Source organism: Giesbergeria giesbergeri (assembly GCF_054779375.1).
Window position 1 is genome coordinate 334,903 of sequence record NZ_BAAGYJ010000001.1, and the last position, 20,568, is coordinate 355,470.

Consider the following 20,568-nt stretch of genomic DNA (forward strand, 5'->3'; position numbering starts at 1 on the left):
ACTGCCAGCGGATCAAAGCGAATATGTGGATGCTGGCAATGTTGTTTCAGACCCTGGAGCGATGGCTTATGCCGCCGCTATGGGCCAACAATGCTCTGCCAGTGCCTATCCTGCCTGCGCCAGCAGCCATTCCTGCAATGGCAAAGCTACAGATTCTCAGGCCCGCTCCCATCCATGCGCCCCTGCCTCCCCCGTTGAGCTGACACAGCCCAACGGCCTTTGGCATACCCGGCAATTCCCTTCGTTTCAAGGCGTCAGTCCAGGCATTGTTGGCTCCTACAGAGCCTGTTGTTTGTTTGGAATCACGGGTCGCAGCGGTGCAGCATCGAGGCTGCCAGGCTGCCAGCCCACGCAAAAAAAGGAAACGCATCATGAAGCGGATGCTGATCAACGCCACCCAGCCCGAAGAACGTCGCTTGGCCATTGTCGATGGCCAGAAGTTGCTGGATTATGAAATCGAGATCGAAGGACGCGAGCAGCGCAAGGGCAACATCTACAAAGCAGTAGTAACCCGTGTAGAGCCCAGCCTCGAGGCCTGCTTTGTTGATTACGGTGAAGACCGCCACGGCTTTTTGCCGTTCAAAGAAATCTCTAAGCAATACTTTGCCCCTGGCGTCTCGCCCAGCCAAGCGCGCATCCACGACGTCATCAAAGAAGGCCAGGAACTGCTCATCCAGGTCGAAAAAGAAGAGCGCGGCAACAAGGGCGCGGCCCTGACCACGTTTATCAGCCTGGCTGGCCGCTATGTGGTGCTCATGCCCAACAACCCGCGTGGCGGTGGCGTGAGCCGCCGCATTGAGGGTGAAGACCGTGCCGAGCTCAAAGAAGCGATGGATCAGCTCGACTACCCCAACGGCATGAGCATCATCGCCCGCACAGCGGGCATTGGCCGCACGGCCCCCGAGCTGCAATGGGATTTGAACTACCTGCTGAAGTTGTGGAATGCCATTGACGGTGCCGCCAAGGCAGGCAAGGGCGCCTTCCTGATCTACCAAGAATCGAGCTTGGTGATCCGCGCTATCCGCGACTACTTCAATACCGACATCGGTGACATCCTGATCGACACCGACGATATCTTCGAGCAGGCCCAGCAGTTCATGGCCCATGTCATGCCTGAGCACGCCAGCCGCGTCAAACGCTACCGCGACGATGCAGCCCTGTTCTCGCGCTTCCAAATCGAGCACCAAATCGAATCGGCCTATGCCCGTACTGTGCAACTGCCCTCGGGCGGTGCCATCGTCATCGACCACACCGAGGCACTGGTATCGGTGGACGTCAACTCGGCCCGCGCCATCAAGGGTGGCGACATCGAAGAAACCGCTACCCGCACCAACCTTGAAGCCGCCGATGAAGTAGCCCGCCAGATGCGTCTGCGTGATCTGGGTGGCTTGGTCGTGATCGACTTCATCGACATGGAAGAGGCCAAAAACCGCCGCGAAGTAGAAAACCGCCTGCGCGATGCACTGCGCCAAGACCGTGCGCGGGTGCAATTTGGCACCATCAGCAAGTTTGGCCTGATGGAAATGAGCCGCCAACGTCTCAAACCGGCCCTGAGCGAAGGCTCCTCGATTCCCTGCCCCCGTTGTGGCGGCGCTGGGCATATCCGCGATACCGAATCATCGGCACTGCAAATCCTGCGCATCATCCAAGAAGAATCGATGAAGGACAACACCGCGGCTGTGCACTGCCAAGTGCCGGTAGAGGTGGCTAGTTTCCTGCTCAATGAGAAGCGCACCGAAATTGCCAAGATCGAACTCAAACAGCGCGTCAATGTGCTGATGGTGCCCAACAAAACCCTGGAAACCCCCAACTACCGCCTAGAACGCCTCAAGCACGACGATCCTCGCCTAGATGGCATCCAACCCAGCTACAAGCTGGCCGAAGACTTTGAAGACCCCACGGCTGTTACCCGCCGCTCACAAGAGCCGACCAACAAGCAAACCCCGCTGATCCGGGGCGTGCTACCCGACGCTCCAGCCCCCCAAGCAGCACCCCGCCCCGAAGGCGAGGGCCGCCCCCACCGTGGCGCTGCCCGCCCCAGCCCAGCACCCGCACCTGTTGCCCAAGAGCGTGGTTTCTTTGCTTGGCTCAAACGGCTATTGGGTTTTGGCCGTACCCCCAGCCCCGTGGCGGCACCGGCCCCAGCACCCGCCCCCACGGCACGGGATGCCCGCCGTGGCGAACGCAACGAACGCAATGGCAGTGAAAACCGCCCACGCCGAGGTGCCGAGCGCAATGACCGCTACGAGCGCAACGAACGTCCAGAACGCAACGGCACCCGCCGCAACGAACGCCCAGAACGCAATGAGCGCGGCACGGACAATCGCCACCATGACACCACGACCCGTCCCACCAAAGACAACGACCGCTTTGACAGCAACGAGCGCCGCGAACCCCGCACCCCCCACCGGGGCCGTGAACGCCGCGAAGCCGACAACCGCCCTTTGAACGATGAGGTGCTCGATACCGAACTGACCCAAAATCTGTCGGTGCAGCCCAACGAGGCCCCTGCCCATGAGCCGCGTAACGAACGCCCGCCCCGCAACAGTGAACGCGGCGAACGCAACGAGCAACCCCGGCGCGACCGCGCCGAACGGGCAGAGCGCAATCCACGCAACGAAGGCCGTGAGCGCACCCCACGCGTTGCAGAAGCCGTTGATGTCGGCCTGAACCCAGTCTCTACGCCCAACGTGGCGGCTGAGGTCACCGTCAACAACGGGGCAGAACCCTCCACGCCAGCCACAGCCACAGAAGAGCGCCGGGAACGCCGCTCCCGTGACCGCTATGGCCGCGACCGTCAGCGCGGCGAGCGCGGTGAGCGCCCTGAACAGGCCACCATGCCTGCTAGCGAAGCACCTGCCGAAGTGACCACCGAGGGGGCAGAGCCCCCTGTGCGCCGCAGCTACTTTGCTGCGGCAACGCCAGCAGTGGCTACAGTGGTAGCCGCTGCTGACCCAGCACCAGCCACCCCAGCACTGGCACCCGAAGTGCTCACGCCTGTGGCAGCGGTTAACGCCTCGGAGCCACCCCTTCCTGTGGCAGAGCCTACAGCACCTGCACCAGCTGCCCCCGTGGTAGAGCCAGCAGTTGAAGCATCGGCCCACACCGCCGATGTCGAGACCAGCGCCAGCCCCTTGCAGCCAGTGCAACCGTTTGTGTTGCCCGTCGCTGAAATGCAAGCGTTGGCCGAGCGTGCCGGCCTGCAATGGGTACAGTCTGACCCAGAAAAGGTAGCACGGGCACAGGCAGCGATTGCCGCCGAACCCCGCCCGGTGCATGTGCCCCGCCACCGCCCAGCCCCCGTCTTGCTGGACGAAGGCCCACTGGTGCTGGTAGAAACCCGCCGCGATCTGCGCGAGTTGGTGCTGCCATTCGAGCAGGCCATCCAGCCCTGAAGAAGCCCGCCCTAGGCCTGCAAGGTCAGCACAACGCCCCCTGCTGCTGACCTTCAGACCAGAACGCTCCCCAGCGCCGATCTGTGCCACACAGACCGGCGCTTTTTTCTGTTCAGTCTCTCTTTCTTAGCACCATGTTGATCCTGCTGTCTCCTGCCAAGTCTTTGGACTACGACACCCCCGTGGCTGCGGATTGGCCCCACAGCCTGCCCCCATTCCTGCCCGAAACCACCGAGTTGATTGAGCTGCTGCGTACCAAGGCACCCCAAGACTTGGCCGCCCTGATGAAAATCAGTGATGCCTTGGCCGCTCTCAACGTGGCCCGTTATGCGGCTTGGTCGCCAGAGTTCCCCCCCCACAATGCACGCCCGGCAATCCTGGCCTTCAATGGTGATGTGTATGACGGACTCAATGCCCGCACCTTGGCACAGAGCGATCTGGAATGGGCACAGCAACATCTGCGCATTCTCAGTGGTCTGTACGGCGTGCTACGCCCGCTGGACTGGATGCAGGCCTATCGACTAGAGATGGGCACCCGGCTGGCAACCCCAGTGGGCAATACCTTGTACCAATTCTGGGGCACGAAAATTGCTGCCCATCTGCAGCAAGAGCTTGCCCACGACCCCACTCCCGTAGTGCTCCATCTGGCATCTCAAGAGTATTTCAAAGCCGTTGATACCAGCGTCCTGCGCTCCCGCATTGTGGAATGTGTATTTGAAGAATGGAAAGGAGGCAGCTACAAGATCGTTAGCTTCCACGCCAAACGCGCCCGTGGCCTGATGGCTCGCCACGCCATCTTGCAACGCGCGACACAGCCAGAACAGCTGCTAGGCTTTCAGGAAGAAGGCTATGCCTTTGACCCACACGCCTCGGAATGCAACCGGCTGGTATTCCGGCGGCGCTTAATGTAAGACAATGTTACATAACGCAATACCATCATGGCACCACAAATCGCTCCCACCACCGCATCTGCCCAGGTTGCCCGCACGGCTGCGGCTCCCGCCATTACGCCCGAGCTGCGAACCTGGATCATCCAACAAGCCCAAGCCAACGTCAGTGCTCCGGCCCTGATACAGGCCATGACCACTGCGGGCTGGCACGAAGAAGTTGCCATGCAGGCACTGGAAGAGACCCTGCGTGAACACCTAGGTCACATGGGTAGTGATGCCATCCCTGCAACCGACCAAGCTGTGCCAGAACCCTCACTGCAAGGTGCACCCAGCCGCTTGGATGCAGGTGACCGCCAAGTCGATGTGTTGCTGTCGCTGGCCCTACCCCGGGTGGTGGTGTTGGGCAATGTGCTGTCACCCCAAGAGTGTGATGCCCTGATTGAAGCCGCCCGTCCACGCATGGCCCGCTCGCTGACGGTAGCCACCCTCACGGGCGGCGAAGAAGTCAATGCAGACCGCACCAGCGATGGCATGTTCTTCCAACGTGGTGAGAGCGAACTGATTCAGCGCATAGAGGCCCGACTGGCCCGCTTGGCTAACTGGCCCCTGGAAAACGGCGAAGGCTTGCAGGTGCTGCACTACGCACCCGGTGCTCAATACCGGCCCCATTACGACTATTTCGATCCGGCCCAGCCAGGCACACCGCGGATTCTGGCCCGTGGCGGCCAACGTGTTGGCACCTTTGTGTTGTACCTCAACACACCTGAACAGGGCGGGGGCACCACTTTCCCTGATGTAGGGCTGGAAGTAGCCGCCCAGCGGGGCAATGCGGTGTTTTTTAGCTACCCCCTGCCCCATCCTGCTACGCGCACCCTGCATGGTGGTGCCCCCGTGCAGGCAGGCGAGAAGTGGATAGCCACGAAATGGCTACGCGAACGCGAGTTCACCTGAATCATTGATCTATCGGAGTTCCTCAAAATGCCCACATCCCACAAGCTGACCCTGCGCACCAGGTTACTGCTGTTGGTGGCACTGATCGTGCTGGCAGGCTATGCCCTCACACTCACAGTCCTGACATACAAAGCAGGGCAACTGCAACACGAAAGCGCCTTGCGCTACACCGAGCAGTTGGCGGCCAACCAAGGCCACAAGGCCACCGCAGACTTGGAACAGGGGATGGATGTGGCCCGCACACTGGCCCATGCCCTAGGGCAACTCAAGTCGTCTGGGCTGGCCAACCGTGCCAGTGCAGACGCCTTGCTCAAGGGAGTGCTGGCAGGCAATCCTGCTTTGATTGGGGTCTGGTCTGGCTGGGAGCCCGATGCCTTTGATGGCAAGGACAGCGAATATGCCAACCAACCAGGGCACGATGCCACAGGCCGCTACATCCCCTACTGGAACCGGGGCAGTGGCACATTGGCAGTAGAGCCGCTGGTCGACTACGACAAGCCTGTGGCGGGTGATTACTACCTGTTGCCCAAGAAAACCGGCCAAGAAACCCTGATTGAGCCTTACAAATACACTGTGGGCGGCAAAGAAATGCTCATCACCAGTTTGGTTGTACCCATTCAGGTGGATGGTCGGTTTGTCGGCGTGGCCGGTGTCGATCTGACGCTAGAAGGGCTACAAAAGATGACCTCGCAGGTGCGCGTCTTCAACAACGGTTATGCCAGCCTGCTCTCGCACGGCGGTATTTTTCTGGGTGACCAAGACCCAGCCAACGTGGGCCAAGACATAGGCAAACACCCCGAAGCAGAGCAGGCACGGGCTGCCATTGCTGAAGGGCGCCTGTTGCGCATGGAGACATATAGCCAGCGTTTGAATGAGACCGTCACCCGCATCTACATGCCCTTGCAAATTGGGGCCAGCAAAACGCCTTGGTCTTTCGCCATTACCGTGCCCAATACCGAAATTCTGGCCGAGATCTACCAACAACGCTGGCTCGCTGCCGGGTTGGGGCTGTTGAGCATTCTGCTGGTATCGATAGGCTTGGCACTGGCGCTTGAACGCATGGTGCTGCGCCCGATTGGCGGGGAGCCCGAACATGCTGCGGCCATTGCCGCCCGTGTGGCCGAAGGCGATTTGAGCCAATCCATTGTGGTGCGCCCCCACGACCAAAGCAGCCTGATGGCCCAATTGCAGCGGATGCAAGACGGCTTGGCAGGTGTGGTTGCCAAGGTGCGTCAAGGGGCAGAAGGCGTAGCCACCGCCAGTACCGAAATTGCCCAAGGCAACCAAGACCTGTCTGGACGCACCGAGAGCCAGGCCAGCGCACTGGAAGAGACAGCAGCCTCCATGAGCCAACTAGGCTCGGCAGTGACACAAAATGCCGAACACGCCCGCCATGCCAACGAGTTGGCCCGCCATGCCTCCGGGGTGGCCGTGCAAGGTGGCGAAGCCGTAGGCCGGGTGATTGAGACCATGAAGGAGATCAATGACAGCTCACGCAAAATTGCCGACATCATCAGTGTGATTGATGGCATTGCATTCCAGACCAACATCCTGGCACTGAATGCGGCGGTGGAAGCCGCACGGGCGGGAGAGCAAGGCCGTGGCTTTGCAGTGGTTGCCGCCGAAGTGCGCAATTTGGCAGGCCGCTCGGCCAATGCCGCCAAAGAAATCAAGGAGTTGATCAACGCCAGTGTAGACCGCGTAGAGGTGGGCGCGAGCCAAGTAGACCAAGCAGGCAATACCATGACCGAAGTGGTCAGCGCCATCCAGCGGGTCACAGACATCATGGGCGATATCAGTGCAGCCAGCGTGCAGCAAAGTGCAGGCGTCGGCCAAGTGGGTGAGGCCGTGGCACAAATGGATCAGGTCACACAACAAAACTCGGCGCTGGTCGAGCAAATGGCAGCGGCAGCCAGCAGCCTCAAGGTGCAGGCCCAAGAACTGGTGCATGCCGTCGATGTGTTCAAGCTCAATGCCCAGCACACCAGCACACCAAGCAGCGCCCCTGCACGCACCACACCCCCGCCCGCCGCAAGGGTGCAACGCCCCCCCATGCCCGCCAACCCCCCCAGTGCTCCCACACTGCGGGCAGCGGCCCCCAAAACGGCACCACCACCACCTCTGACCATGTCCTCCAAGACCACGCCAGAAGACGATGCGTGGGAGACGTTCTAACGATTCTGGCGAATCTGACGATACAGGGGGCTGACACCATCAGCCCCCAACGCCCCATCAACACCACACATACCACTAAAGTACCAACGGGTAGGTGTTGGATAGCCGCTTTTGATCCATCATGCGGTTACAACGTATCTGGGTTGGCTATTTCAACTTGGCGTCAACAATCAAAGAGGTGGAGACTATGGGACATTGGAAAATAAGCACTCGCTTGTCGGGTGCCTTTGGTTTGATCATTCTCTTGCTGCTGTTGTTGGCAGGTTCTTCCCTGCTCAAGATGAAGCAGATGAATGAGGCTGCCGATGAAGTGATGTCCAACTGGCTGCCCGCCCTCACGGCGGTGGAGACACTGCACCTCCAGCACAGCAACCTGCGCTTGTTGGTGGCCGAGCATGTCATGAACACCAATTCAGAGGCCATGACCAAGCTGGAGTCGGCATTCCGGCAGCACCAAGAACTGCTAGAAAAGAGCCGCAAAAAGTATGAGTTGTTGATCACCGAGCCGGGGGAGAAAACCACCTACCCCATCTACCTCAGCAAGTGGCAACGAATGCAGGCGCTAGACCAAACCACCCTCCATCTCAGCAGCCAAAACCTCAACGAAGAGGCGCGGGTGCTGTTTGAGGGCGAATCCAAACAGGCCTTTGACGGCATGGTGGCCGAACTGGAAAAGCTAATTCAGATCAATGAGCAAGGCAGCGCCCAATCTGCCAAAAAATCGGACGGTGCCTACACTTCGGCACATCTGCAAATGATCGTTTTGGTGTTGATCGCCATCGGTGCCACCGTGGTGTTGAGCGCCGTCATCATCCGCTCCATCACCGCACCTTTGCATGATGCAGTCGATGCGGCCCGCCGTATCGCCCAAGGCGATTTGAGCAACCCGATTCAAGTGCAACGCACCGATGAACTGGGCACTTTGCTGACGGCCATGAACGAGATGCAAACCGCCCTGATCCGGGTGGTGAGCAGTGTGCGCACAGGCTCCGAATCGGTGGCAACAGCCAGTGCCGAAATTGCCCAAGGCAACCAAGATCTCTCCTCTCGCACCGAAAGCCAAGCCAGTGCGCTGGAGCAAACCGCCTCTAGCATGGAGCAGCTCGGCTCCACGGTGCGCCAAAATGCAGACAACGCCCGCCAGGCCAACCAACTGGCCCAACAGGCCAGCGATGTGGCCGCCGAAGGTGGCGAAGTGGTGGGCCAGGTCGTTGAGACCATGAAAGAGATCAACACCAGTTCACAAAAAATTGCTGACATCATCAGCGTGATTGATGGCATTGCGTTCCAAACCAATATCCTGGCCCTCAACGCTGCGGTAGAAGCCGCCCGGGCCGGAGACCAAGGCCGTGGCTTTGCGGTGGTGGCCTCTGAAGTGCGCGCTTTGGCAGGACGCAGCGCGGCAGCCGCCAAAGAAATCAAAACCCTCATTGATGCCAGTGTTGGGCGTGTTGGACAAGGTACGCTGTTGGTGGACAAGGCCGGCCAAACCATGAACAAGGTGGTCAGCAGCATCAAGCAAGTCACCGACATCATGGGTGAAATCAGTGCGGCCAGCACCGAGCAAAGTGCCGGAGTGATTCAAGTCGGTCAGGCCGTGACACAAATGGATCAGGCCACGCAACAAAATGCCGCCTTGGTGGAAGAGATGGCAGCCGCAGCCAGCAGCCTCAAAAACCAGGCGCAAGACTTGGTGCAAACAGTCTCTGTGTTCCAGCTGGCCACCACCGACCACCGACAGCCACCCCAAGTTGCACGGCCAGCACCACTGCCCCCAAAGAGCAGCCCCCCCGCTGCGCCCAGCCTGCCTGCCACCGCGCGCAAGCCCGCCATGCCTGCACCCCAACGTGCAGCTGGCATTTCCAGCCCCAAACCGGCCTTGCCCCCCGTAGCGGCGGCCCGCCCCCAGACCTCATCGGACAATGACTGGGAAAGCTTCTGACATTGATCTCTCATGCCTTCTAACACTCCTGAACATTCCCAATTGGGCAAGACGTCCAGCTATGCCGACCAATACGACCCCAGCCTGCTGTTTCCACTACCACGGGCCAGCAAGCGCAGCGAGATCGGTATCTCGACGGCGGCCCCACCCTTTTTTGGTGCTGACCTGTGGACAGCGTTTGAGTTGTCTTGGTTGAACCTGCGTGGCAAACCCCAGGTGGCGCTGGCCCACATCACGGTACCCTGTGAAACACCCAACCTGATTGAGAGCAAGTCTTTCAAGCTCTACCTCAACAGCTTTAACAACACCCGCTTTGCCGATGCCACCGAAGTGCAGGCGCGCATCCGTGCCGATGTGAGTGAGGCCGTCTGGCGCGGTGCCGACCGCACCGCCACAGTAGGCGTGAAGTTGCTGCTGCCCGATATGTTTGACCGCGAGCCTGTGCATGAACTCGATGGCCTGCTGCTAGACCGGCTGGACATCGAATGCACGCAATACCAGCCTGCCCCCGAGCTGTTGCGCGCTCAGTTTGATGAAGCTCCGGTCGATGAAGTGTTGGTTAGCCACCTGCTCAAGAGCAACTGTTTGGTCACAGGCCAACCCGACTGGGGCACGGTGCAAATTGCCTACAGCGGCCCACAAATCGACCAAGAAAGTTTGTTGCAATACATTGTCAGCTTTCGCAACCACAACGAGTTCCATGAGCAATGCGTTGAACGCATCTTCATGGATCTCTGGCAACGCTGCAAACCCATCAAGTTGACGGTCTATGCCCGCTACACCCGCCGGGGCGGACTAGACATCAACCCATTGCGCACCAGCCATCCACAAGCCTTGCCACGCAACATCCGCACAGCAAGGCAATAAACCGCCCTGCCCAAACTCAGGGCAACTGAAACACCGCCAGCGTGCGCCCCAGCACGCCCGCGTTATTGCTCATGGCTGCGGCGGTGGAGGCAGACTCCTGCACCTGAGCCACGTTCTCTTGGGTCACACGGTCGAGCTCTGTCACGGCCTGATTGACTTGGGCAATACCTTGGGATTGCTCTTGGGCCGCCGCCCCCATGTGCTGCATCAGGGCATTTACATGGGACACCGATTCCACCACCTCTTGGATCGTTTGGCGTGCCGAGGCCATTTGGGTGGCACCACGCTCAATATGGGCGCTGGACTCCCCAATCAAGCCCTTGATCTCGCGGGCCGCTGTGGCGCTGCGCTGCGCCAGCGCCCGCACCTCACCGGCCACCACGGCAAAACCACGACCCTGCTCACCAGCGCGTGCTGCCTCAATGGCGGCATTGAGGGCCAACAAATTGGTCTGGAAAGCGATGCCCTCAATGGTGCCAATAATTTGCCCCATTTTGTGCGAGGACTGCTCAATCGATTGCACCGCCTCCCCCACCTCTGCCACCACCTGGCCCCCACGGCGGGCCAAGTTTGCACTGCGCTCACTCTCGCGCAGCACCTGCTGTGCGGTATCGGCCGACTGGCGCACCGTACTGGCCAGCTCCTCCATCGAGGCTGCGGTTTGCTCTAGGCTACTGGCCTGGGCATCGGTGCGTTGGGCCAAGCTCTGAGCACCGTGGGCAATGGTCTCGGCAATTTCACCAAAGCCGCTGATTTCTGTACGGGCATCCCCCACAATCGCCCGCAAATTGACTTGTATTTGCTGCAATCGCTCCATCAACAAGGCGACCGGATGGCGCTCGCGAATGCGCTGCTCATCACCCATCACGCTGCAACCAGCAATTCCTATGGCCAGTTGGTTGGCATCGGCCAGTGCCAGCGTGATACGCCGGTGAAAAAGCCACACAATCAGGCCCGACACCCCCAACACCAACACCAGCTGCAAAACACGCACCGTCAAGTCGTTCGTCCAGCCCATAGCCTGTGGCACCAAGGCCACTGCCCACAGGGGCACCATCATGGCCAACAAACGCTCGGTAAAGGTGGCACGCTGCAAACGTCCAGCCCTGTCGCGCCACCCTGTGGGGCGCACCCGGCCACAATGCAGGTAAAAAGTGTGTCGCCCCGACTCGCGCTCCTGCACCACACGGGCATACAGTGCTTGTGCCTCGTGTACTTCTTCACGCGATGGTTTGACCCGTACCGACATATAGCCTTTGGGCTTGCCGTTCTCCATCAGCGGCGTCACATGGGCCCGCACCCAATAATGACCGCCATCTTTGCGCCGGTTTTTGACAACGCCCACCCATGTGCGGCCTTTGCCAATGGTGTTCCACATGTCCTTAAAGGCCTCTGGTGGCATGTCGGGGTGGCGCACCATGTTGTGGGGCTGGCCCATCAACTCATGGATGGCATAGCCACTGACACGGGAAAATGCTGCGTTGCAATGGGTGATCCGTCCCGTTTCATCGGTGGTGGACATCAGCAGCTCTTCACCCGAGTAATCAAACTCGTGGGGCGTGACAGGTAGGTTGGTACGCATGCAGCAAGTCCTCCGTTGAAGGCTCCAATATAGGGATGCTGGCTACGCAGGCCACTGACGTGAATCGGATGACTGCGTCTTTTTGTTAACAGCGTAACAAAAAACCAACAAATCTCAATCGAGACGAAACACTTCTACAGAACGCGACAAGGCGGTGGAGCTATTTTTGAGTGCATCCGCCGATACGGAGGTTTGCTCCACCAGTGCCGCGTTCTGCTGCGTTACCATTTCTAGCTGCACCATGGCTGCATTGGCCTGGTCGATACCCACCGATTGCTCGGTGGTGGCATGGCTGATCTGGCGCACCAATTCACTGACCCGATACACCGAAGCCACCACGTCATTGATGGTTTGCCCCGCCTGAGCCATTTGGTGTGTGCCATCTGCAACCTGTTGGGCCGAGGCACTGATGAGGGTACGGATTTCTTTGGCCGCTTGCGCACTGCGCTGGGCCAGCGCCCGCACCTCACCAGCCACCACCGCAAAGCCACGCCCCTGCTCACCCGCCCGCGCGGCCTCCACCGCCGCATTGAGCGCCAACAAATTGGTCTGAAAGGCAATGCCTTCAATCACGGCAATGATGTCACGCACCTGACGGGAGGAGTGCTCAATAGCCTGCATGGCCTGCCCTACCTGTTGCACCGCTTGCCCACCTTGGCGGGCCACCTCGGCACTTTGCACACTGTCGCCCGACACCTGTTCTGCTGTTTGGGCCGTTTGGTGGACTGCGCTGGAGAGCGTCTCCATCGCCGAAGTCGTCTGCACCAAACTGCTGGCTTGGGCCTCAGTGCGGGCATAGAGGTCATGCCCGCCCTGGGCTATGCGGTCTGCGGCGGCCATGAAGCCCACAATCTCGGTACGCACATCTCCGACCACGGCACGCAAATTGACCTGAATCTGTTGCAGGCTGCGGGCCATAGGCTGGAGCGAATTGGGAAACTGCGACATATCGAGCTGGGTGCTCAAATTACAGGCCGCAATGTCGCGGGCAAAGTAGCCTGCATTGCGCATTCCCCCCACAATGCGGCGCTGAAACCATGTCAACACCCCAGCCCCAGTGAGCAGCAGCAAGCCTAGTTCGGCTGCCCAAGCCAGCGGCCCTTGCCAATCCAACCAGCGTGGCAAGGTAGCTATGGCAGCCATACCCGCCAACATCAGCCCTAAAGTGGGAGTGGCACCCACCTGCCGCACACGCTGCAATGCACCACGCAAACCGGGGTGTACCACAGTGCCACGGTGCAAACGGAAGGTCTCGCGCTGGGCTGCCAAATCGGCACGCAATTGCACATACAGGGCTTCAGCTTGCGCGATCTCGTTGCGGCTGGGCTTGGTGCGCACCGACATGTAACCACGCGGCTTGCCCCCCTCCATAATGGGCGTTACGTTGGCACGCACCCAGTAAAAACCGCCATTTTTGCGCCGGTTCTTCACAATGCCCAACCAAGGCAAACCCCGGCCCACAGTCGCCCACAGATCTTTGTAAGCCTGGGGCGGCATATCGGGGTGGCGGATCAGGTTGTGTGGCTGGCCTATCAGTTCTTCGTAGGCATAACCGCTGGCATCCATGAAGGCTTGATTGCAATGCGTGATCACGCCGGTGGTGTCAGTGGTGGACACCAGCATAGTTTTGGCAGGAAATTCATATTCCTGATCGGTCACGGGCAAATTCACACGCATGAATGGGTCTCCTCCTCAAAAATGCTTTGCTCTAGAACGGCAAAGTTTACAACTCGATACGAACGGTTTCATTCTCTTGCCATATTCACCATGCGTACCCTGAATCATCCCACGGTTCTGTCAAGGCCAGCAGATCAACACCAGCCCGGCCACCACCATCAACATTCCCGTCTTTTCCTGCCATAGCAGGTGCTCACTCAAGATACGGCGCGATACAAAGTAACTGAACACCACTTCAATCATGCCCAACGTGCGCACCTGCCCAACACTTTGCAGAGCATAGGCGGTGAACCAAGCAATGGAAGCGATTGCCCCCATGGCCCCTGTGAGTAAAGAAACCCGCCAAGCCCGCCACAGTGGCGCCAGCCCCTGCGGAGTGCGTTGGGCCACCCAAGCGCCCAACCCTACAGATTGCAAACTTTGGGCCAACAACACGCCCCAGGCTCCAGAAACCCAAGGCGAGGCCGCATCCAGCGCCAGCGCCCCGCCCCGAAAACACACTGTGGCAATGGCAAAACAGGCGCCCCCCGCCAAACCGTATAACGCTGGGCGACTGAACCAAGCCGACAGCGAGAGCCACTGGCCCCGCCCCGGCAGAGACAACACCACCACGCCCAATGTGGACAGCACCATGGCCACCAATGCCAAAGCGGTAGGCAACTCGTGCAAAAACACCGCAGCAAACAAGGCCACTTGCAACACCTCGGTCTTGGCCAAAGTCACAGCCACAGCAAAATTGCGCTCCTCCATCGCCCGCAGCAAGGCTGCCGTCGCCAAGATCTGAAACAGCGCCCCCAACGCAATCCAGCCCACATAGCTGATGCTGAACGCTGGCAGCACCCGTGCCTCTGGCAGCAGCAGATACAACGCGGCCAAATAGACCACCGCAAATGGCAGCCCATACAAAAAACGCACCAAGGTGGCCGGCATGGTGCCCAACTCCGAAGTCAAAGAGCGTTGAGCCGTGTTGCGTACCGTTTGAGCCAAAGCAGCCACCAACACCACAGGCACCCACAGCCAGTCTGGAGAGGCATGAAGAGCAACAGAAGACATTAGTCCAAGCCTCCGGATTCAGCCAGCGGCTGCGGATAACTGCCGGGCCACAACACAGAGGCATCGACAGTGCGGATATCGGTACGGCCACAAAAAGCCATCGTGGTGTCTAGTTCTTTCTGGATGATTTCCAGCGCCCGAGTCACCCCTGCTTGACCACCAGCCCCCAAGCCATACAGAAAGCTGCGCCCAATCAGGGTGCCACGCGCGCCCAAGGCCAGCGCCTTGAGCACATCTTGCCCGCTGCGAATACCACCATCCATCCACACCTCTGTCTGCTGGCCCACGGCTTGTACGATGGCAGGCAGTGCCTCAATGGTGGAGGGCGCACCGTCGAGCTGGCGCCCACCGTGGTTGCTGACGATCAAAGCATCGGCCCCGGTAGCCACGGCCAACCGGGCGTCTTCGGCATCCATGATGCCCTTGAGGATGAGCTTGCCACCCCAGCGGCGCTTGATCCATTCCACATCATTCCAGTTCAACGTGGGATCAAACTGGGCGGCTGTCCAAGCCCCCAGCGAGGACAGATCTTCAACCCCCTGCACATGGCCCATGATGTTGCCAAAGCTGCGCCGTGGTGTGCCCAGCATAGCGCGGCACCAACGTGGCTTGCTGGCCAAATTGAGCAAGTTAGCCAACGTGGGCCGCACTGGCACCGACAGGCCATTTTTAATGTCTTTATGGCGCTGCCCCTGCAATTGCAGATCGAGCGTCAGTTGCAAGGCCGAGCAGCCTGCGGCTTTCGCACGGTCAATCAGACGGGCTACAAAATCACGGTCGCGCATCACATACAACTGGAACCAGAACGGGTAGCGCCCTGTGTGTGCAGCCACATCCTCTATCGAACAAATGCTCATGGTCGAGAGCGTGAACGGTACGCCAAAAGCCTGCGCAGCACGGGCAGCCAGAATCTCGCCATCGGCATGTTGCATACCCGTTAGGCCCGTTGGGGCCAGTGCCACTGGCATAGCCACACTTTGGCCCACCATCGTGCTACGGGTACTGCGCTCACTCAGGTCAACGGCCACACGCTGGCGCAGCCGGATGCGTTGCAAATCGGCCTCATTGGCACGGTAAGTGGCTTCGGTATATGAGCCAGTGTCCACATAGTCGTAAAACATGCGCGGCACACGGCGCTGGGCCAGTTGGCGCAAGTCTTCAATGCAGGTGATGTCAGAGAGATGGCTCATGGCACAAGAGAATGAAAAAAGAGTTGTAGAGGGCTACCAAGTGGGCCGCACATCGACAAACATGGGGGGCATACTGAACAGGCCATGTTTTCAGGGGTGCCGGGGGGCAATGGGTATCGGGGCCAAGCCATCACCTTGGTACAGATAAAAGCAGCCCCGCCCAGCACGTTTGGCGGCATACATGGCCTCATCAGCATGGCGGGCCAGCAACTCAAACGAAAGGCCGTGCTGCGGAAACAGCGCCACCCCCGCACTCACACCCACACGCCCCGTCTTGCCAAAGCAGCCCTCTTGCAAGTTGAATGGTGCCTCGCAAGTAGCCAGTATCTTGTGTGCCAACCGATCAATATGTGCGGCATTTTCCAACCCCGGCAGCAGGAGCACAAATTCATCTCCCCCCTGACGGCAAACGGTGTCGGACTCACGTACCGTGGCCTTGAGGCGCCGGGCAAACTCCACCAACAATTGGTCGCCTGCATCGTGGCCTAGGCCGTCATTGATCTGTTTGAAACCATCCAAATCCAAGTAAATGACAGCCAACTGGCGACCATCACGCCGCGCTTGGGCCAGCGCATGGCGGGCACGGTCTTGCAGCAGCAGGCGATTGGGCAAGTCGGTCAGGGAATCGTATTGCGCCAGATGGGCCATGCGTGCAGCCATCGCCATCGTCTGGGTCATATCGTGCAAGACCATGACCACTCCCACTTTCTGGCCGTGGCGATCCACAATCGGGCTGGCCGACTCTTCTACGTCATAGCGCGGGCCATCTTTGCAGTGCAACACGACCCCACGGGTAGGCCCACACGACACACCCGACTCTAGCGCCTGGCGCAGCGGACTGGGCTGCAGAGACTGACCATTGCTCCAATACAGTGGCACCACTGTGTCTGCATCCTGCCCAACGGCTTCGTCTTTGGGCCAACCCGTCATGCGCTCGGCCACCGGATTGAGGTAAGTCAGCCGTCCCTGGGCATCGGTACACACCACCGCATCACCAATGGATTGCAGCGTCAGGCGGATACGCTCTTTTTCCTCAAACAGCTCGTCCTCCATGCGCTTGCGTTCGGTCATGTCGATCAGCTGGGCCAGAATGCCACGCACCTGCCCATGGTCTACATCAGGGGTATAGGTGACATGGACATGGTGGCTTTGCCCTAGCGCGTCCGTCAAACGGCGTTCAAAGCACTGGGCCTCCCCATTCAAAGCACGCTCCAGATAAGGCTGCACCCAAGCGTAATCGCGTGGCCCCAACAGGGTGGCCGCAGGCATACCGCGCAATTGCTCGGGTGAGATACCAAACCAGAGTTCAGTCGCCCGGTTGGCAAAGCGGTTGTGCAGATCGCGATCCCAATAGCTCACCATCGATGGCAAACTGTCCAGAATCGTGTGCAAGTCATGCTGTGCCTGTTGCAGTTGGCTGCTGACTGCTTGGCGGCGCTCAAGTTCGCGTGCAGACAGTACGGCCAACCCCACACAGGCGGCCATCAATACCAAAGCAAAAATGCCCAACCAAGCCGCACTGCGGCGCCAATCAGCCAACACAGCATCCACCGATTGCGCCACATTGATGACCAGCGGATAGCCCTCTACCCGGTGAAACGCATACATGCGCAACACACCATCCAGCACCGCACGACTGGAGAACGTGCCGTGGGGTGCCGCTTGCAGCCTGCGCATGTTGTCAGTGCCCGCCAGCGATTTGCCCGTATCCCGATCACTGTAAGGAAAACGTACCACCACAGTGCCGTTGAGTTGGAACAGATTCAGTCCACTGTGCGGCCCAAGGTTGACCGAAGCAAACAATTCGTTAAACCGCTGCAACTGGATAAATCCCACCGCCAAGCCCGCAGGCCGACCATCAGCCCCCCGATAAGCACGGCTCAGCGGCAATACGTACCCCCCCGAAAACGGGCTGTGTATGGGGTTGCCCACATACAAGCCCTGGTGCTGTTCAACGGGCAGCACACCTAACGCCTCCAGCTCTATGCGGCCCCCCGACTTCAAGGTGGTGGAGGCCGAGGCCATCCGTATGCGGCCCTGCAAATCGAGCACAGCCACCCCCTCAATACCGGGCACGGTCAGGGAATGGTCAAACAAGGCCCGATCTCGCAACAAAGGCTTCAAAGCCATCAGCTGTGGATATTGCACTCCGGCCACCACCCCCTTGAGTGACTCATCAAAACCATCCAAAGTGTGGTGAATGGCCTGCGCCAATGTCTGTGCCAGATTGACCTGCGTACGGCTGGCAAAATTCCACTGGTCTTGCCGCATGGCCCAGATAGCGTGCATGAACAAGGCGCCAATCCCCAGTGAGAGCAGTACAGCAAGCAGGATCAGTTGGCGGGGGCGGGTCAGACGCACAGTGCAGGCAGAGTGGGGGGCAAGAGAGGAGGCGATTGTATTGAGGCGCTGAAACTTGCGTTGTACTTGGGCTGTGGGCTGCTCAGAGTGGTTAGCATAGGCAACTTGTTGTATCCCCCACCAGGAGTTGAACCCGTGCCTGCCTTGCTGCTCTTGATCCCTGTCCTGATCGCCCTTGCTGCCTTGGTTTGGTGGAAATTCCGCCCCACCGCACGGCAACACCATACCAAGACGGCACAGCTGCCTAGCGATGGACAGGCACAACAGCCCCACCCTACCGCCAGCCCACAGCCCCCAACCATCCTGCCTGCCAAACGCCCCACCGTCCATGCACCGGGTTTGGATAGGCAGGCACTGCCCAACGCCTCGGCACTGGGCAAACCAACATCCCCCCCCAGCACAGGGACGCTGCCACCCGATACGCCTCCAGAGCTGGCCGCATTCCATTGGATGCTAGAACGTGACTTGTCGCCCGCACGGCACAAGGCCTTGATGACGGTGATTGGCGGCATTCCACGCCCCCCTCTGTCAATGCAGAAACTGCTGGAACCCGATTTCTTCAACCGTGCCGACCCCGCAGAATTGAGTGAACTGTTAATGGGCGAGCCGCTGATCGCCGCACGGGTGCTGGCGATTGTCAATTCACCGTTCTATGGGCTGCCCCAACCCGTCACCAGTATTGAACCCGCCGTGACGCTGCTGGGCATGGACACTGTGCGCAATGTTTGCCTGCAATACATGCTGGCGCAAGCTTTCCGCCCAGAACTGGCCTCGGCCCAACGCTCGTTTGATGCCATCTGGCAGGCCAGTGCCACCGCCAGCGAACTGTGCCTGCACTTGGGCAAGGCGCTGGGCTGGCCTGAACCAGGGGTGCTAGCCACCAAGGTGGTGCTGGCCTTTGTGGGGCATCTGGCAGCAGCCTCCCTCTTGCCCAGCAATGGCGTGGAAGAGTGGCTGATGCTAGACCGGCTACACCGCGCCGAACTGGAGCAAGAAGTGATTGGTGTGGCTGCCGGTGAAGTCGCCAGTTTGGTATTGCGCTTGTGGGAGTTGCCCACCACCTTGGTGCAGGATGTGTCTGCCATCAGCCGGGTGCTGGTCACACCCGCCACTGCGGTTGATACAGCACAGGCACCGCTCTTGGCTCTGGGTTATTTGTGCATTGGCTTGGGTGAGAAACTGGCGTTGGGCCAATTGGCCTCGCTCAAGGCTTACGATTTGGATGCCGACCTAGGCTCCGACACGTTCCATCTACGCTCCTACCTGAGCCACCCGGCGCTGGCCCAGTTGCGTGCTGTGCTGGCCTCCACCGAACTGCACGCAGCTCTGCACGCCATGCAAGTCCCCGGTTCCATACGCCATTGAACACTGTGTTTCTTTTTATTGATTTCTGGAGCACCAGCCCATGCCTGCCTTGCGCCGCCATTTTTTGACCCGTATTTTGCGCACCGCTGCTCTGGCAGTGACCTGCACCGCAGGCGCTGCCGCCTTGGCACAAACGGCCAAGCCCGTGCATATTCTGGTGGGTTTTCCAGCTGGGGGCGGCTCCGACATGATTGCCCGGCTATTGGCTGACAAGCTCAAGGAGCCACTGGGCACTTCGGTGGTGGTGGACAACCGCCCAGGCGCAGGCGGGCAAATTGCAGCACAAACGCTCAAGGCAGCCCCCGCTGATGGCACCACGCTGTTTTTGTCGCACGATCACACCATCTCTATCCTGCCCTTGGTAGTCAAGAACCCAGGCTACCAGCCCGCACAGGATTTTGTGCCGGTGGCAGGGTTTGCCACCTTCGTCAATGCCTTTGCTGTCTCTGGGGCAACCCCCGCCAAGGGCTTCAAAGAGTATGTGGAATGGATCAAAACCCAAGGTGCAGGCAAAGGGGCCGTCGGCATTCCAGCGCCTGCTTCCACCCCCGAGTTCTTGGTCAAACTCATCGGCCAAAAGTACCAGCTTGATCTGATCTCTGCACCCTACAGGGGCAGCGCGCCCATGCTGGCCGACATGTTGGGCAACCAGATTGCCGCTGGTGTAGGTTCTGTACCCGACTTCATTGAAAACCACAAAGCGGGCAAAGTGCGTGTAGTGGGCGTGCTGGGTGCCCAGCGCCAAGCCGCCATGCCAGATGTACCTACCTTTGATGAGCTGGGCCTAAAGGGGTTTGAGGAACTGCCGTTTTATGGCATTTATGCCCCCAAGGGCACACCAGTTGCCGAGATACAACGCCTATCGGCAGCGATAGCCAAGGTGCTGGCCTTGCCCGACGTACACAAACAACTGACCGATATGGGCCTGACCGTGGGTTATATGAGCAGCGAACAATTGGCAACCCGCGAGCGCGCTTATAGCCAAGCGTGGGCACAGATCATCCAGAAAAGCGGGTTTCAGCCCCGATAAAACAAAACCCGTAGCCAAGAGCGCACAGGAGTATGCTGTGCCTTGGCCCTGACGCCCCGCTGAAACGGCCTGTCTTCATACAGGCCGTTT

At 59.6% G+C, this 20,568-nt stretch carries 13 protein-coding genes; 8 read left to right on the forward strand and 5 right to left on the reverse strand.

Annotation, left to right across the window (positions count from 1 at the left end; translation table 11 throughout):
• Positions 1-371: 371 nt before the first annotated feature.
• The 6 genes from ACYVB2_RS01545 to queF all read left to right on the forward strand — a co-directional run bounded on the left by ACYVB2_RS01545 (position 372) and on the right by queF (position 10,220).
• Positions 372-3,395 carry an Rne/Rng family ribonuclease gene (locus ACYVB2_RS01545; protein ID WP_382429705.1) on the forward strand — a complete coding sequence of 1,008 codons (3,024 nt, stop codon included), beginning with the start codon at positions 372-374 and terminating at the stop codon, positions 3,393-3,395.
• A gap of 134 nt (positions 3,396-3,529) precedes the next feature.
• A complete protein-coding gene (gene yaaA, locus ACYVB2_RS01550; RefSeq protein ID WP_382429703.1) occupies positions 3,530-4,306 on the forward strand; it encodes a peroxide stress protein YaaA in 777 nt (258 codons plus the stop codon).
• 27 nt (positions 4,307-4,333) lie between these two features.
• Positions 4,334-5,236, forward strand: a complete 903-nt coding sequence (locus tag ACYVB2_RS01555; protein ID WP_382429701.1) for a 2OG-Fe(II) oxygenase — start codon at positions 4,334-4,336, stop codon at positions 5,234-5,236.
• 27 nt (positions 5,237-5,263) lie between these two features.
• On the forward strand, positions 5,264-7,411 hold the full coding sequence (locus ACYVB2_RS01560) for a methyl-accepting chemotaxis protein (RefSeq protein WP_382429699.1): 2,148 nt from the start codon (positions 5,264-5,266) through the stop codon (positions 7,409-7,411).
• A gap of 187 nt (positions 7,412-7,598) precedes the next feature.
• Positions 7,599-9,353, forward strand: coding sequence for a methyl-accepting chemotaxis protein (locus ACYVB2_RS01565; RefSeq protein WP_382429697.1), 1,755 nt, complete (start codon positions 7,599-7,601; stop codon positions 9,351-9,353).
• A gap of 12 nt (positions 9,354-9,365) precedes the next feature.
• Positions 9,366-10,220 carry an NADPH-dependent 7-cyano-7-deazaguanine reductase QueF gene (gene queF, locus ACYVB2_RS01570; protein WP_382429695.1) on the forward strand — a complete coding sequence of 285 codons (855 nt, stop codon included), beginning with the start codon at positions 9,366-9,368 and terminating at the stop codon, positions 10,218-10,220.
• 16 nt (positions 10,221-10,236) lie between these two features.
• Here the strand turns inward: queF and ACYVB2_RS01575 are convergent, their stop codons facing one another.
• The 5 genes from ACYVB2_RS01575 to ACYVB2_RS01595 form a co-directional block, all read right to left on the reverse strand.
• On the reverse strand, positions 10,237-11,802 hold the full coding sequence (locus ACYVB2_RS01575; RefSeq protein WP_382429693.1) for a methyl-accepting chemotaxis protein: 1,566 nt from the start codon (positions 11,800-11,802) through the stop codon (positions 10,237-10,239).
• 114 nt (positions 11,803-11,916) lie between these two features.
• On the reverse strand, positions 11,917-13,479 hold the full coding sequence (locus ACYVB2_RS01580; RefSeq protein ID WP_460534983.1) for a methyl-accepting chemotaxis protein: 1,563 nt from the start codon (positions 13,477-13,479) through the stop codon (positions 11,917-11,919).
• Between the two features lie 120 nt (positions 13,480-13,599).
• Positions 13,600-14,532, reverse strand: a complete 933-nt coding sequence (locus ACYVB2_RS01585; protein ID WP_382429689.1) for an EamA family transporter — start codon at positions 14,530-14,532, stop codon at positions 13,600-13,602.
• The gene (locus ACYVB2_RS01590) at positions 14,532-15,722 is read right to left on the reverse strand and encodes an alpha-hydroxy acid oxidase (RefSeq protein ID WP_382429687.1); all 1,191 of its coding nucleotides are present in this window, start codon (positions 15,720-15,722) and stop codon (positions 14,532-14,534) included. The genes ACYVB2_RS01585 and ACYVB2_RS01590 overlap by 1 nt, the downstream gene beginning before the upstream one ends.
• A gap of 90 nt (positions 15,723-15,812) precedes the next feature.
• Positions 15,813-18,083 (reverse strand): diguanylate cyclase domain-containing protein, encoded by a 2,271-nt coding sequence (locus ACYVB2_RS01595; protein ID WP_382429685.1) that lies wholly within the window; start codon positions 18,081-18,083, stop codon positions 15,813-15,815.
• A 135-nt stretch (positions 18,084-18,218) separates the two neighbouring features.
• On the opposite strand from ACYVB2_RS01595, the gene ACYVB2_RS01600 reads away from it, so the two are divergent.
• Positions 18,219-19,448 carry an HDOD domain-containing protein gene (locus ACYVB2_RS01600; RefSeq protein ID WP_382429683.1) on the forward strand — a complete coding sequence of 410 codons (1,230 nt, stop codon included), beginning with the start codon at positions 18,219-18,221 and terminating at the stop codon, positions 19,446-19,448.
• Positions 19,449-19,488: 40 nt separating this feature from the next.
• Positions 19,489-20,478 (forward strand): Bug family tripartite tricarboxylate transporter substrate binding protein, encoded by a 990-nt coding sequence (locus ACYVB2_RS01605; RefSeq protein WP_382429681.1) that lies wholly within the window; start codon positions 19,489-19,491, stop codon positions 20,476-20,478.
• Positions 20,479-20,568: the final 90 nt, after the last annotated feature.

Bases quoted from the DNA above. Each gene is read 5' to 3' on its own strand.
- ACYVB2_RS01545 (WP_382429705.1), top strand. From the start codon at position 372: ATGAAGCGGATGCTGATCAACGCCACCCAGCCCGAAGAACGTCGCTTG.
- ACYVB2_RS01565 (WP_382429697.1), top strand. From the start codon at position 7,599: ATGGGACATTGGAAAATAAGCACTCGCTTGTCGGGTGCCTTTGGTTTG.
- ACYVB2_RS01555 (WP_382429701.1), top strand. From the start codon at position 4,334: ATGGCACCACAAATCGCTCCCACCACCGCATCTGCCCAGGTTGCCCGC.
- ACYVB2_RS01585 (WP_382429689.1), bottom strand. From the start codon at position 14,532: ATGTCTTCTGTTGCTCTTCATGCCTCTCCAGACTGGCTGTGGGTGCCT.
- yaaA (WP_382429703.1), top strand. From the start codon at position 3,530: ATGTTGATCCTGCTGTCTCCTGCCAAGTCTTTGGACTACGACACCCCC.
- ACYVB2_RS01580 (WP_460534983.1), bottom strand. From the start codon at position 13,479: ATGCGTGTGAATTTGCCCGTGACCGATCAGGAATATGAATTTCCTGCC.
- ACYVB2_RS01590 (WP_382429687.1), bottom strand. From the start codon at position 15,722: ATGAGCCATCTCTCTGACATCACCTGCATTGAAGACTTGCGCCAACTG.
- ACYVB2_RS01605 (WP_382429681.1), top strand. From the start codon at position 19,489: ATGCCTGCCTTGCGCCGCCATTTTTTGACCCGTATTTTGCGCACCGCT.
- ACYVB2_RS01575 (WP_382429693.1), bottom strand. From the start codon at position 11,802: ATGCGTACCAACCTACCTGTCACGCCCCACGAGTTTGATTACTCGGGT.
- queF (WP_382429695.1), top strand. From the start codon at position 9,366: ATGCCTTCTAACACTCCTGAACATTCCCAATTGGGCAAGACGTCCAGC.
- ACYVB2_RS01560 (WP_382429699.1), top strand. From the start codon at position 5,264: ATGCCCACATCCCACAAGCTGACCCTGCGCACCAGGTTACTGCTGTTG.